This is a genomic window from Romboutsia maritimum (assembly GCF_002251085.2).
Classification (GTDB): domain Bacteria; phylum Bacillota; class Clostridia; order Peptostreptococcales; family Peptostreptococcaceae; genus Romboutsia_B; species Romboutsia_B maritimum.
Map to the genome: position 1 here is coordinate 16,816 of NZ_NOJZ02000019.1, position 15,378 is coordinate 32,193.

General features: G+C 29.0%; 12 protein-coding genes. 8 read left to right on the forward strand and 4 right to left on the reverse strand.

The features are described from left to right. Nucleotides 1-9: 9 nt before the first annotated feature. The 4 genes from CHF27_RS09990 to CHF27_RS10005 all read right to left on the reverse strand — a co-directional run bounded on the left by CHF27_RS09990 (nucleotide 10) and on the right by CHF27_RS10005 (nucleotide 5,284). Nucleotides 10-1,890 (reverse strand): NADH-quinone oxidoreductase subunit NuoF, encoded by a 1,881-nt coding sequence (locus tag CHF27_RS09990; RefSeq protein WP_095405443.1) that lies wholly within the window; start codon nucleotides 1,888-1,890, stop codon nucleotides 10-12. Between the two features lie 13 nt (nucleotides 1,891-1,903). Then, a complete protein-coding gene (locus tag CHF27_RS09995) occupies nucleotides 1,904-2,401 on the reverse strand; it encodes an NADH-quinone oxidoreductase subunit NuoE family protein (RefSeq protein ID WP_095405444.1) in 498 nt (165 codons plus the stop codon). Between the two features lie 344 nt (nucleotides 2,402-2,745). Then, entirely contained in the window at nucleotides 2,746-4,236 is a 1,491-nt protein-coding gene (cls, locus tag CHF27_RS10000) for a cardiolipin synthase (RefSeq protein ID WP_095405445.1), read from the reverse strand. A 190-nt stretch (nucleotides 4,237-4,426) separates the two neighbouring features. After that, nucleotides 4,427-5,284 (reverse strand): formate/nitrite transporter family protein, encoded by an 858-nt coding sequence (locus CHF27_RS10005; RefSeq protein ID WP_095405446.1) that lies wholly within the window; start codon nucleotides 5,282-5,284, stop codon nucleotides 4,427-4,429. Nucleotides 5,285-5,595: 311 nt separating this feature from the next. Between CHF27_RS10005 and CHF27_RS10010 the strand changes: the two genes are divergently transcribed. From CHF27_RS10010 to CHF27_RS10045, 8 genes are all read left to right on the forward strand, one after another. Next, nucleotides 5,596-6,405, forward strand: coding sequence for a formate/nitrite transporter family protein (locus CHF27_RS10010; protein ID WP_095405447.1), 810 nt, complete (start codon nucleotides 5,596-5,598; stop codon nucleotides 6,403-6,405). Nucleotides 6,406-6,553: 148 nt separating this feature from the next. Further along, nucleotides 6,554-7,468: a UDP-N-acetylmuramate dehydrogenase gene (gene murB / locus CHF27_RS10015; RefSeq protein WP_095405448.1), complete on the forward strand. Its 915-nt coding sequence runs from the start codon at nucleotides 6,554-6,556 to the stop codon at nucleotides 7,466-7,468. A gap of 3 nt (nucleotides 7,469-7,471) precedes the next feature. Further along, entirely contained in the window at nucleotides 7,472-8,185 is a 714-nt protein-coding gene (locus CHF27_RS10020) for a PHP domain-containing protein (RefSeq protein WP_095405449.1), read from the forward strand. Between the two features lie 17 nt (nucleotides 8,186-8,202). After that, nucleotides 8,203-9,060: an RNase adapter RapZ gene (rapZ, locus tag CHF27_RS10025; RefSeq protein ID WP_095405450.1), complete on the forward strand. Its 858-nt coding sequence runs from the start codon at nucleotides 8,203-8,205 to the stop codon at nucleotides 9,058-9,060. Nucleotides 9,061-9,073: 13 nt separating this feature from the next. Further along, on the forward strand, nucleotides 9,074-10,183 hold the full coding sequence (locus CHF27_RS10030) for a gluconeogenesis factor YvcK family protein (protein WP_199533658.1): 1,110 nt from the start codon (nucleotides 9,074-9,076) through the stop codon (nucleotides 10,181-10,183). 65 nt (nucleotides 10,184-10,248) lie between these two features. Beyond that, nucleotides 10,249-10,677: an NUDIX hydrolase gene (locus CHF27_RS10035; protein ID WP_095405452.1), complete on the forward strand. Its 429-nt coding sequence runs from the start codon at nucleotides 10,249-10,251 to the stop codon at nucleotides 10,675-10,677. Nucleotides 10,678-10,686: 9 nt separating this feature from the next. Beyond that, nucleotides 10,687-11,631, forward strand: a complete 945-nt coding sequence (whiA, locus tag CHF27_RS10040; RefSeq protein WP_199533659.1) for a DNA-binding protein WhiA — start codon at nucleotides 10,687-10,689, stop codon at nucleotides 11,629-11,631. Between the two features lie 104 nt (nucleotides 11,632-11,735). Next, the gene (locus CHF27_RS10045) at nucleotides 11,736-15,230 is read left to right on the forward strand and encodes a DNA polymerase III subunit alpha (protein ID WP_095405454.1); all 3,495 of its coding nucleotides are present in this window, start codon (nucleotides 11,736-11,738) and stop codon (nucleotides 15,228-15,230) included. Nucleotides 15,231-15,378 lie beyond the last annotated feature (148 nt).

Genomic DNA, 15,378 nt, shown 5'->3' on the forward strand with positions numbered 1-15,378 from the left:
TAAACTAAATTATTTCTTGATTATAGCGTTAAATTTACAGTTACTCATACAAGCACCACATTTTAGACACTTAGAAGAATCTATTACATGTTTTTCTTTTGGTTTACCAGTTATACAACCAACTGGACAAACTTTAGAACACTTAGTACATCCTTTACATGCATCAGTTATAACATAGTCAAGTAGAGATTGACATTTACCAGCTGGACATTTTTTCTCTTTAACGTGAGCTTCGTATTCATCATAGAAATATTCAAGAGTACTTAAAACTGGATTAGGAGCACATTTTCCTAGTCCACACAAAGAAGTAGTTTTAATTGTAGTAGCTAAGTCTTTTAAGTCAACTAAATCTTGTTCGCATCCTTTACCATCACAGATTTTAGTAAGTAGTTCTAATAATCTTTTATTACCTATACGGCATGGAGTACATTTACCGCAAGATTCTTCAACTGTAAATTCAAGGAAGAATTTAGCGATATTAACCATGCAGTCAGAATCATCAAGAACAAGCATACCACCAGAGCCCATCATTGATCCTATTGAACTTAGAGATTTAAAATCTATAGGAGTATCTAAATTTTTAGCAGATATACATCCACCAGATGGTCCACCAGTTTGAACTGCTTTAAATTCTCTATTATCAGGAATTCCGCCACCTATTTCGTAAACAATCTCTCTTAAAGTAGTTCCCATTGGAACTTCAACAAGTCCGACATTATTAACTTTTCCACCAAGAGCAAATACTTTTGTTCCAGGAGAATCTTCAGTACCATAAGAATTAAACCAAGAAGCACCTTTGTTTAATATAGCTGGTATATTTGCAAAGGTCTCAACGTTATTTAAACAAGTTGGAGATTGCCATAAACCACGCTTTGAAGAACTATAAGTCTTCATTCTAGGCTCACCACGTTTACCTTCTATAGAGTGCATAAGAGCAGTACCTTCACCACAAACGAATGCTCCTGCACCATATTTTAATTCTATATTAAAGTTAAAATCAGTTCCTAAAATATTATTACCAAGAACACCGGATTCTTGAGCCTGAGCTATTGCAACTTTTAGTCTTTCTATAGCAAGTGGATATTCAGCTCTTATATATATATATCCAGTATCTGAACCTATTGCATAACCACAAATAGCCATTGCCTCTAATACACTATGAGGGTCACCTTCAAGTACAGATCTGTCCATGAATGCACCTGGGTCACCTTCATCTGCGTTACAAACAACATATTTTTGACAAGGAGGAGTTTGAGAAGTAGATTCCCATTTAACACCAGTAGGGAAGCCAGCACCACCTCTGCCTCTTAAACCAGAAGCTTTTACTTCAGAAATGACATCTTTAGGAGACATTTCAGAAATACATTTACCTAAAGCTAGATAACCATCATTACCTATATATTCATCTATATTTTCAGGGTTAATATGCCCACAATTTCTAAGTGCAACACGAGATTGTTTTTTATAGAATGACATTTCATCATGTCTTTCAACCTTTTTATTATCTAATGCAGGTTCTTCAAATAGTAATCTTTCTACAACTCTATGATTAAGTATATGTTCTTGAACTATTTCTTCTGCATCTTCAGGTTTAACTTGCACATAAAAAACGTTATCAGGATAAACTTTAACTATCGGACCTTTAGCACAGAAACCAAAGCAACCAGTTAATTGAACTTCTGCATGATCTTCAAGTCCAGCTTTTTTTATTTCAGATTTTAAATTTTCAATTATTTGCATACTATCTGAAGAACTACATCCAGTACCACCACAAACTAAGATATCTCTTTTAACCAGATTTTCTTTTGTAAAATGTTCTCTTAGTTCAAGTGCAGGTTTTAATTCACTAGCTAATTTTTTCAAATTATCAAATGAAACTATTTTATTCATTAATTATCCCCCCTTAACAACTTAACTCAAGTTCTTTATAGTGATCTAATATTTCACTAACTTGTTCTGGTTTAACTTGACCATAAACTTTACCATTTACAACAACAACAGGAGCTAGACCACATGCACCAACACATCTTAATCCTTCAAGTGTAAATTTAAGATCTTTAGTAGTTTCTCCAGCTTTTATTCCGAGTTGTTTTTCAAACTCAGCCATTATTTTGTCAGACCCTTTAACAAAGCACACAGTACCTAGACAAACACTTATTTTATAATCTCCTCTAGGTTCTGTAGTAAAGTAAGAGTAGAAGCTGACAACCCCGTAAACTTTAGCAGGAGCTAAATTTAATTGTTTTGCTATATGAAGTTGAACTTCTTTAGGAAGATATCCAAAAATTCCTTGAGCATGATGAAGTACTTGAATTAAAGCACCATCTTTAGTTTGAAGAGAGTCAATAAAGCTATCTAGTTCTTCAAATAATTGTTTGTTGCGTGAAACAAAATCGCACATACAAATCCCCCTTTTCATTTTAAAGTTATTATTTATAATAAATAATTAACTAACTACACAAAAAAATCCTTATACAATAAAAAACAAAGGATTTAAAAATAATTAAAAAATAGGAAAAACCATAGATGATAATCTTTTGGATTGAATTGATTGAATATACTGTTAATTTATTTATATTAAGAACACAATTATATTATATGATATATTATAGTATAAAATAATCTGTAATAGGGAATAAAAAAATTAAAATTTAGAAAATGATTATAGAATATATTAAATATATAAAAAAGGGATTGTCTAAAAATTAAATTTTTAGACAATCCCTTTGTATTTTGAATGATATATTATAAAATAGGGGAGAGGAGTCTAGATATAGATTCTTTAATTCTCGTATATCTGGACCTAGAATTATACATATTGAGTGTTATTTCGGTAGAGTTTAAAATGTCATTTTCAAAGATTAATCTTTGTTCTGTAGATACTTCATTAGAATATATAAAAGCATTAACTTCAAAATTAAGCTCAAAGCTCCTAATATCCATATTTGCAGTACCTATAGAGCAGATGGAATCATCTACAACAATAGTCTTTGCATGTAAAAATGCATCGTCACCATAAGTATATAATTTTGCTCCGAACTTTAACAATTCTCCAGCGTAAGAGTAAGAGGCCCAATAAACAAATGGATGATCAGGCTTAGAAGGAATCATAATCTTAACATCTACACCAGATAGAGCTGATATTTTTAATGTATCTAAAAGTGTTCTATCTAAAATAAGATAAGGAGTTTGTATATAAATATATTTTTTTGCTCTTTGAATCATTTTTATATATCCATATTTTATTTCATCTAATTCTACAATATCCGGACCACTAGAAACTATTTGAATACCGATATTTTTTTTATTGTTAATAATAATGTGATTGTTACTGCTATATTTAAACTTAAAATATTTATCTAAATCAAGGTCTTCTTTAGTTGTATATCTCCAGTCTAAGATAAATCTTATATTTAAGTCTTTTACACAATCTCCAGTAAGCTTTAAATGAGTATCTCGCCATTCACCAAATTTTGGATTTTTTCCTAAATATTCATCACCAACATTGTTTCCACCAACGAATCCAACTTTACCATCAATTACAACAATTTTACGATGATTTCTATAATTCAAATTAAAATTTATAATTTTTAAAAAAGATGGAAAAAAGCTTCCAGTTTTAACTCCAGCTCTTTTTAATTTAAGTATTGTCTTATCAGATAGTAATCGACTACCAACAGCATCAAATAATAGTCGAACTTCGATACCATTTTGAGCTCTATCTATAAGGATGTCTAATATTTCATTTCCAATCTCATCATCCTTAAAAATATAAAACTGTATATTTATATAATGCTTAGCTTTTTTTAGTTCATCTAAAAGACTATTAAAGAAATCTAAGGATTTAGGATAAATAGATACACCATTATTAGTAGTATAAGTGGCATTATTTGAATTAGCCAAAGCATAAATCATATCTCTATTTTTTATAATATTTTCATCATTGGAATCATAAGAGAGTTTCGAGTGAGTATACAAAATATTATCTTTAATAACTTTATCTTCTTTTTCCTTAAGTTTAAACATATTGTCTTTAGCGATACTTCTACCAAAAGCTATATACATAAAGAAACCTATACCTGGAAAAGTACTTAGGATAATAATCCAAGCTACAGTAGTATCTATACTACGTTTTTCTCTAAAAATAAGATTTAAAATTACTAAAAAATTAATTAAATAGATACTTGTACCAAGTATTTCGTAAATAGAAGCTTTAAATAAAGATATATATAACAAAAAATCTCCTCCTTTTGCAAAAAGTAATGTGATTATAAATATATATAATATTATATAAATAAAAGCTAAATTTTTAAATAAAAACATAAAATATATTATAAAAAGAGGTTGAACTATTTAAATAGAACAACCTCATATAATTAAATGATTTATTAAAATAAAACGGATGTATTTTTAGTGAATTAACAGATTAACAAGTTTTATCATTTTCATTTTTATTTATGAATAAGAAATAATATATACCACCTACGAATACAGCGCCACCTATTATATTACCTATTGTAACAGGTATTAAGTTATTCATAAATATATGCTGTAAGTTTAAAGCAGAAGCATCTGCAACAGTTTTATGAGCTGCTTCTAAATATGCAGGATTAGATTTGCCAAATAAACCAGCGAATAAATATCCCATATTTGCAACACTATGCTCAAATCCAGCACATACGAATAAGAATATACCAAAGAAGCAAGATAAAACTTTACCAGATATATCTTTTGCACCGTATGTCATCCAAACAGTAGCACAAACTACCCAGTTACATAATATACCTGAAGCTATTGCTGAAGTCCAGCTAAAACCAAGTTTTCCGATAGCATTTTTAACAACAACTCCACCGTATAAACCATCACTCCAATTGAATACACCTGATAAACTTACTAACCAAGCAACTAAAACAGCTCCGACTAAGTTACCTATCCAAACTAAAGCCCAGTTTTTAAATGTTTGACCCCAAGTAACTTTTTTATTTAAAGCAGCTAAAGTTATTAGTATGTTACCTGTAAATAAATCTGCACCAGCTATTAAAACAAACATAAGACCAGCTGGGAACATAAGACCTGCAAGTGCTTTACCTAAACCATAAGTAGCAGGATTAGCTAATAAATTGTAAGCCGCTGCAATTGAACCTAAAGCACCAAATGCTATATAAGCACCAGCTAAGAAAGCAGAAGCTAAAACTTTTTTTGTAGGCGTAGTTGCTTTTTTAACTCCAGCTGTAATAGTATATTCAGCTATCTCAGCAGGATAAAGCATTTTTTTGTCTGACATATAAAGTCCTCCTTGAATTTAATATATTATTATAATTTATAATAGAGTTTATTATATTTTCTTGTCGAATAATGCAACGCTATTAATTATACAATAAAAATAGTTGAATGTATACATTAAACAGTTACTTAATTAAGGCATTGTAAAATTTTAATTTATAAAAACATTTTCCTAAACATATACATGTTAGTACATACATAACTAAAATATAAAATTTAATATGTTTGATGTATACATATTTAAATTTTAACAATATTCAGTAAAAAACTGATATAATAAATTTGAAAAGTTAATAAATTGGGGGTGCTTTTATGGACAAAAGATTCTTAACACCCGGGGAAGTAGCTACGGCTACTGTGAATGCAGGCATAAAAAAGGCAGGACTATCAACACAGTCGTGTATGTACTTAGGTATACTTGCAGGAATTTTTATCGGCTTTGGAGCATTAGCAAACATATTGATTAGTCAAACACTTGGAGGAATAGACGTAGGTATAGCAAAATTTGCTGGAGCAGCAATGTTCCCTGTAGGACTTATGCTAGTTGTAATGTGTGGGGCAGAATTATTTACTGGAAACAATTTAATGACGTTAGCTGTTATGGATAAGAAGATAACATGGGCAAAAATGTTTAGAAATTGGGGATTGGTATATATTGCAAACTTAATAGGCTCATTGCTTTTAGTTTTAATTGTATACTATTCAACAACATTAGGTGATACAGCAGTAGATAAGGCTATAGCAATAGCCGAGTCAAAAGCAACGTTAACTATAACTCAAGCTTTTTTAAGAGGTATTTTATGCAACGTTTTAGTTGTATTAGCAGTTTGGCTTGCAACAGCTGGTCAAGATATAGTATCTAAAATATTTGCATGTTGGTTCCCTATAATGTTATTTGTTTTATGTGGATTTGAACATAGTATAGCAAATATGTTTTTTATACCAATGGGAATGGCATTAGGTGCAAGTGTTACTATTGGACAATTGATAATAAACTTAATTTTTGTTACGTTAGGAAATATAGTTGGAGGCGCAATTATAATACCATTTATGTACTTTAATTGTTATTTGAAATCAAACAATAAAAATAATATAAGTAAATTAGCAGATTCTAAGCGTTGATATAGTAATATCAACGCTTTTTTAATTTTTTAATACCATTATATATATTGTTATTTTTTTTTTAATACATTATTATATTAAATATATAAAATTAATATAGATAAGTATATAAACAATGAATAAATAGTGTAAACTAGGAGGAAACATAATGAATAAGCAATATATTTATAACAGTTTATTAGATATAATAGATAAAGACGATATAAAACTTGACGAACCAATGAAAAAGCATATTTCATTTAGAGTTGGAGGACCAGCTGATATATTAGTTAAACCAAGAACAGAGAATCAATTAAAATCTGTGCTAAAGTTAATAAAAAAGGAAAATATTCCATACTTAATTATCGGAAATGGCTCAAATCTTTTAATTAAAGATGGGGGTATAAGAGGTATAGTGATAGAAATATCAGATAACTTTAATGATTTTCAAATAGAAGGAACTAAAGTAAATATTCAATCAGGAACATTACTTTCAGTTGTAGGAAAAGCAATATTACGAGCAGAGCTAAAAGGATTTGAATTTGCTTCAGGTATTCCAGGAACTATAGGTGGAGCATTAGCCATGAATGCAGGTGCATATGGTGGAGAAATGAAGGATATTGTTAAATCAGTTAGACTTATGGATATGGATGGAAATATATTTGATTTTACTAAAGAACAAATGAAATTCGAATATAGAAAAAGTATATTAGCTAAACAAGAGTATATAGTTTTATCAGCTGAGGTAGAGCTTGAAAAAGGGAATTATGATGAGATAAAATCAACTATGGCTGATTTTACTCAAAGAAGAGTAACAAAACAACCATTAAGTTTACCAAGTGCAGGAAGTACATTTAAAAGACCACCTGGGAACTTTGCTGGTAAATTGATTGAAGATAGTGGACTTAGAGGATTAACACTTAGAGGAGCACAAGTATCAGAAAAGCATTGTGGATTTGTTGTGAATTTAGGAAATGCTGATGCTAAGGATTTATTAGATTTAATGTATGTAGTAAAAAGTACAGTGTATTCTAAGTATGGGGTAATGTTAGAGGAAGAAGTTAAAATACTTGGAGAGGAATAACAAATGAAGATATTAGCTGATTATCACACTCATACAATATATAGTCATGGAAAAGGTACAATAGAAGATAATATTAAAGTAGCTATTTCTAAGGATATTAAAACAATAGGTATATCTGATCATGGATATAAACATATTTCTTATGGGGTAAAATTAAAAGATATATATATAATGAGAGAAGAAATAGATAAACTTAAAGAAAAATATAAAAATATAAATATACTTTTAGGAATCGAATGTAATATATTAGATGAAAATGGTAATATAGATATGAACGACAAAGTTTTAGAAATGTTTGATTATGTTATGGCAGGATATCATTTTGGATCAATGCCAACTTGTTTTAAAAGTGCCATAAATCACTTTGATAACTACTTGATAAAAACTGAAAAAGCAAAAGAACATAATACCAAAGCAATTATAAATGCTATGAAAAATAATGATATATTTATTATAACTCATCCTGGAGATAAGGGTGATGTGTATATAGAAGATATTGCAAAAGTAGCAAAAGAAACAGACACGATGTTAGAAATAAATAGTAGTCATGGTTTTTTAAATGCAGACCATATAAATAAAATAAAGCATATAGAAAATAAGTTTGTAATAGGGTCAGATGCACATATCCCACAAAATGTAGGAAATTTTGAATTAGCTATGGATATCATAAGAAAATCTAATCTTGATATTTCATTAGTTGAAAATATTGAAGTATAAATTGAGGGGTGAGTAATATGAAATTTGTAATAGTTACAGGTCTTTCTGGATCAGGTAAAAGTGAGACAATGAGAGCTTTAGAGGACATGGGTTTTTACTGTGTAGACAACTTACCTCCTGCTTTGATAACTAAATTTGCTGAATTATGCTATCAACCTAACTCTAGCATAGATAAGGTTGCATTAGGTATAGATATAAGAGGAAGAAAATTTTTCGAAACACTTCATGAAAGTTTAAGTTATTTAGAAAAAGAAAACTATAAATATGAAATTGTGTACTTAGATTGTGCAGATGATGTTTTATTAAAAAGATATAAAATGACAAGAAGAAATCATCCTTTAGCTAGAAATATGCAAATACCTGAGGGGATAAAATTAGAAAGAAGAATAATAGAACCATTAAAAGAAATATCGAGCTGTATAATAGATACAACTAATATGAAACCCAAAGATTTAAAAGAAGAAATAAGTAAAATTTATTCTGTAGGAGAAAATAATCCAAACTTAACTATATCTGTAGTATCATTTGGATTTAAGCATGGTATACCTGTGGATGCAGACTTGGTATTTGATGTTAGATTCTTACCAAATCCTTATTATATAGAAGAGCTTAGATCTAAAACTGGAGATGATAAAGAAGTTAGGGATTATGTAATGGATTCTAAAATTAGTGATGAATTTTGTACAAAACTTTTAGATATGATACATTTCCTTGTTCCTCAATATATAGAAGAAGGAAAGCATCACTTAGTGATAGGTATAGGATGTACAGGAGGTAGACATAGATCTGTAACTATATCTAACATAATAGCTGAAGATTTATCTAACAAAGGATATAGAATTGTAAAAAAACACAGAGATTCTATGTTAAGATAATATGGAGGAAAAAATGAAGGCAATATTTATCCTTATAGGGATAATGGGATGGATTGCATTAATTGGATCCATATGTATATATTTAAAAATAATGAAAAATAAAAGACAGTCACTAAAAATGAACAATAGAGAGTATATTGGGCCAAAGATAGTAGTTATTGGAGGCGGGACTGGTCAGTCAGTATTTTTAAGAGGACTTAAGCATTTCACACAAAATATAACTGCAGTAGTTACTGTAGCTGATGATGGTGGAGGTTCGGGTGCTCTAAGGGAAGATTTAGGAATGTTACCACCAGGTGATATAAGAAATTGCTTATTAGCTCTTGCTAATATAGAGCCTACTATGAATGAAATAATGCAATATAGATTTACTGAAGGAGCTTTGAAAGGCCAAAGTCTTGGAAATTTATTTTTGGCTGCTATGAATGGATTATATGGAAATTTTGAAACAGCAGTATATAAAATGAGTGAAATATTTGCTATAACAGGTAGAGTATTACCTGTTACATTGGAAGATATAAATTTAATAGCTAAGCTTCACAATGGAAGTCTTATAAAGGGTGAATCTAGTATACCAAAAGAAGTAAAACATCAAAATAGCCAAATAGACAAGATATACTTATATCCTAAAAGTGCTAAGCCATTAGAGGAAGTAATCAATTCTATACAGGATGCAGATGTTATTGTTATGGGACCAGGTAGTTTGTATACAAGTATAATACCGAACTTATTAGTAAAAGGCGTAGTTAGTGCTATAAAAAAATCAAATGCTACAAAAGTATATATTTCTAATATAATGACTCAGCCAGGAGAGACAGATAATTATAATGTATTGAATCATATAGAAGGTATAATTAAACATACAGAGGCTGGACTAGTAGATTATGTAATAGCAAATAATGAAATTTTACCAAATAATATATTTAGCTTATACAAACGAGATGGAGCAGAGCAAGTTTTATTAGATGAAAATCAAAGAGAAGCATTAAAAAATATGGGTATAAAAGTTATCGAAGATAACTTGATTGAAATAAAAAATAATTATATTAGGCATGATGCAAAGCATATATCTAGCATAATTACTAACTTATCATTAAGTCATATTTATGATGAAGATAAGTAAAAAAGGGTTTTAAAAATTTATGTAGAAATCCTTATTATTATGTTAGTTTTAAGGAGTGAACATCTATGAGAGAAGAGGTTAGTGCCGGCGGAGTTGTGTTGTTTGGGAATGCCATACTTTTGCTGAGGAAGTTTAATGGAGACTGGGTTTTACCAAAAGGCAAGGTAGAAGAAGGCGAAAATAACCAAGAGGCAGCTCTAAGAGAAGTACTAGAGGAAACAGGAGTAAAAGGTGATATACTAAAGTATTTAGGAGAAATACATTATACATTTAAAGAAAATTGGGATGAAAATAGAGCGGTTCATAAAACAGTTTTTTGGTATTTAATGCAAGCAAGAAGCATGGATACCATACCACAAAAAGAAGAAGGATTTATTGATGCTAAGTTTATACATTTAGATAGAGTAGTTGATTTAGCTAGATATGATGATGAAAAAGAAATAATAAAAGTAGCGCTTCAAGAAATAAAGAAAAGGCTAAAAAAGAGTCAATAGGTGGTAAAAATGTCTTTTTCAACAGAAACAAAAAATGAATTATCAAGAGTTATATCTGAAGAGCATTGTTGTAACGTAACAGAATTAGCAGCAATAGTTAGGTTAGCAGGAAGTATTCAGATTGTTGGATATAAAAAAATAAACCTTAAAATAACAACAGAGCTTAACTCTATAGCAAGGAAAGTTTTTAAATTATTAAAACAAAATTTTAATATAAATACAACTATATCTGTGAATAAAAATCAGATGCTAAAGAGAAATAACAGTTACGTTCTTATGGTTACAAGTGAAATGGGTGCTGAAAAACTATTAAAAGAATTAGGAATAGTAGCACCAGGAGAATCTTTTTATACTATAAATAAAGTTCCTACAAATCTTATAAAGCACGAGGAATGTAAAAGAGCATTTATAAGAGGAGCGTTTCTTGGTGGCGGATCTATAAGTGACCCCGAAAAGAATTATCACATGGAATTTGTAACGAATAATGAAGATTTTGCAAATTCATTGAAAGACCTTATAAATTCATTAGGATTTAATTGTAAAATAGTATCTAGAAAAAATAATTATGTGGTATATATTAAAGAGAGTGAACAGATATCGGATTTACTAAGTATTATAGGAGCTCATAATGCTCTTTTCAGTTTACAGAATACTAAGATAGTTAAAGAAATGAGAAATAATGTAAATAGGATAGTGAATTGTGAAACTGCGAATCTTTCAAAAACTGTTAATGCTGCTGTAAGGCAAGTTGAGAATATTAGATTAATACAAGGAACAATAGGAATAAGTAGCTTGCCCGAAAATCTACAAGAGATAGCAAGAATAAGAATTGAATATGAAGATATGTCATTAAAAGAATTAGGTGAAATGCTGAATCCTCCTATTGGAAAATCAGGAGTAAACCATAGGTTAAGAAAAATAGAAGAAATTGCCAGTGATTTAAAAGGGAAATAAGAAATTAAGCAAAGTATAAGGGGTTATATTTTTAATATAGCTCCTTTTTGTTTTAATATATATTTTTATGGTAAAATAAAATTTATAAGTCAGGAGGTGTTGAAATGAGCAAAGATTTTGTTCATCTTCATGTGCATACAGAGTATAGCTTGCTTGACGGATTTTCAAGAATAAAAAAATTGTTGAGTAAAGCTAAAGAATTAAATATGAGTTCTATTGCTATAACTGATCATGGTTGTATGTTCGGAGCGATAGATTTTTATAAAGCAGCAAAAAAAGAAGGTATAAAACCAATAATAGGGTGTGAAGTTTATACAGCAGCAAGAGGGTTAAAAGATAAAGATCCTAATTTTGATAAATATCAAGGTCACTTAGTCTTATTGGCTAAGGATATGGAAGGCTATAAAAATTTAATTAAAATGGTGTCTACAGCGTATGTAGAGGGTTTTTATTATAAACCAAGGGTAGACATTGAGGAACTAAAAAAACATAGCAAAGGTATAATTGCTTTATCTGCATGTTTAGCGGGTGACGTTTCAAGGGCTCTTATGAATAGAAATTATGATAAGGCAAAAGAAATAGCATTAACATACAGAGATATATTTGGAGAAGAAAATTTTTATTTAGAAATACAAGATCATAATTTACAAGAACAAAAAGAGGTAAATTTAGGTCTAGTTAAATTATCTAAAGAAATTGGAGTACCATTAGTAGCGACAAATGATGTTCATTATGTAGAAAAAAAGGATTCAAAAATTCATGATGTTCTTATGTGTATACAAATGGGAAAAATTTTAAATGATCCAGCTAGAATGAGATTTGGTAGTGATGAATTTTACTTGAAATCAAGAGAAGAAATTGAAGTATTATTTCCATATGCGATAGAGGCAGTTGAAAATACTGTAAAAATAGCACAGAGATGTAATGTTGAGTTTGATTTTAATACTATACATTTACCAAATTATGAGGTTCCAGAAGGATATACTACGGAGAGTTATTTAAAGGAATTGTGTTTTAATGGATTGAATGATAGATATGAAAATCCTAGTCAAGAAGTTATAGATAGACTTAATTATGAACTAGATATAATTGTTAAAATGGGATATGTAGAGTATTTCTTAATAACATGGGATTTTATAAATTTTTCAAAAGAAAATAATATTATGGTAGGTCCAGGACGTGGTAGTGCAGCAGGTTCAATAGTTGCATATACACTTAAAATAACAGATATAGATCCTATAAAATATTCATTATTATTTGAGAGATTCTTAAATCCAGAACGTGTATCTATGCCAGATATAGATATAGATTTTTGTTATGAGAGAAGAGAAGAAGTTATAGAGTATGTAAAAAGAAAATATGGAGAAGACCATGTAGCTCAGATAATAACATTTGGAACTATGGGAGCAAAAGCAGCTATAAGAGATGTTGGAAGGGTTTTAGATGTAAATTACAATAAAGTAGATAAAATAGCGAAGGAGATACCTTTTGCATTAGGTATGACTATTGATAAAGCATTAGAAACGAATCCAAATTTAAGGGAAATATATGATCAAGATCAAGAAACAAAGGAAATTATAGATATATCTAAACAAATAGAAGGTATGTTAAGACATGCATCAACACATGCGGCGGGTGTGGTTATATCAAAGAAACCTGTTGATGAATATGTACCTTTATATGAGAATAAAGGGGCAATAAGTACTCAGTACACTATGACTACATTAGAAGAACTCGGTCTTTTAAAAATGGATTTTCTAGGACTTAGAACGCTTACAGTTATAAGGGATGCTTTAGATTTGATAGAAAAAAACTATAATACTAGAATTGATTTTTCGAAAATGGACTACAATGATTCAAAGGTTTATGAGTTACTATCCTCAGGAAACACTTTAGGTGTATTCCAGTTGGAGAGTGCCGGGATGAGAAGCTTTATGAAACAACTTAAGCCAAATAATTTTGAGGATATAGTTGCAGGAATATCATTATATAGACCAGGTCCAATGGACTCTATACCTAAGTATATAGACAATAAAAATAATCCTAGCCATGTAACTTATTTACATGAAAAGTTAAGACCGATAATGGATGTTACTTATGGATGTTTGGTATATCAAGAACAGGTTATGCAGGTGGTTAGAGATTTAGGTGGATATAGTTATGGGCGAAGTGATTTAGTAAGAAGAGCTATGGGAAAAAAGAAAATGGATGTTATGGAAGAAGAAAGACAATATTTCATTCATGGAAAAAAAGATGATAGTGGAAATTTAGAGATTACTGGATGTGTAAGAAATGGTGTTCCTGAAGAAATTGCCAATAAAATATTTGATGACATGATAGACTTTGCAAAATATGCATTTAATAAATCTCATGCTGCAGCATATGGAGTTTTAGCATATGAAACAGCATATTTAAAGGCATATTATCCAGTTGAATTTATGGCTGCATTAATAACTAGTGTAATGGGAAATACAGATAAGGTTGTAGAATATACTAGAGAATGTAACTTATTAGATATAGAAATATTAAAGCCAGATATAAATAAAAGTTTTTCTAAATTCTCTGTAGAAGATAAAAATATAAGATTTGGTTTAGCAGCAGTAAAAAATGTTGGTGTAAATATTATAAATAATATAATTAATGAAAGAGAAAAAAATGGAAAATTTATAGATATAATTGATTTAGCAAAAAGACTAGATTCTAAGGATATAAATAAGAGGGTATTAGAGAGTTTAATAAAATGTGGGGCATTTGATGGAATAAGTGAAAATAGAGCTAGTTTGATTGCTGGATATGAACAATTATTAGATAGTGTATCAATGGATAGAAAGAAAAATGTTCAAGGACAAATTTCTTTATTTGATGCAATAGGAACAGACGAAGATACATCACAATTTAAGGAAGTTTATACTTTGCCAAAAATAAAAGAATATGAAGAAAGAGAAAGATTAAACCTAGAAAAAGAAGTTTTAGGTATATATGTAAGTGGACATCCGTTATCTCAATATGAAGAAGAATTAAGTAGAAATACATCAATAGATAATGGCAAAATAAATGCCCTAAAGGAAGATGAAGAAGCATATTTAAACTTAGATGAAAAAGAAGTTATAATAGGTGGAATGATAGTAAATAAAACAATAAAAACAACTAAAAGAAATGATATAATGGCATTTTTAGAATTAGAAGATTTATATGGAACAATAGAAGTAATAGTATTTCCACAAACGTTAAAAAGATATAATCCTATTATGAATGAAGATAATATAATATATGTGAAGGGTTCACTAAGTATAAAAGAAGGAGAAAATGCAAAACTTATAGCTAGAGAAATCAGGGATATAAATGATAACATAAATAATCAGAAAAAATCAAAAGAGGGTATGTATTTAAAAGTAAATAGTTTTAGTGATAAAGATATTATTGATAAAATTATGGATGTATTAAACGTATACCCAGGAAAAGAACATATTTATTTATATGCTGAAGATACAAAACAATTATATCTTTGGAATAAAATAACTATAAATATTAATGAAAAACTTATAGAAAAATTAGAAAATATACTTCCTAAAGAAAATATTAAAGTGAAAAAAAGTTAATTAAACGTTATAAAAAAATAATATTAAAGTGAAAAATATATATAATAATATTATGAAAATTTGAGTTTAATATATGATATAATAACAAAAAATGGAATATTTTGCATTAAAATTTTTAACCTCGATGGGATGAAAAATCAACACAGGG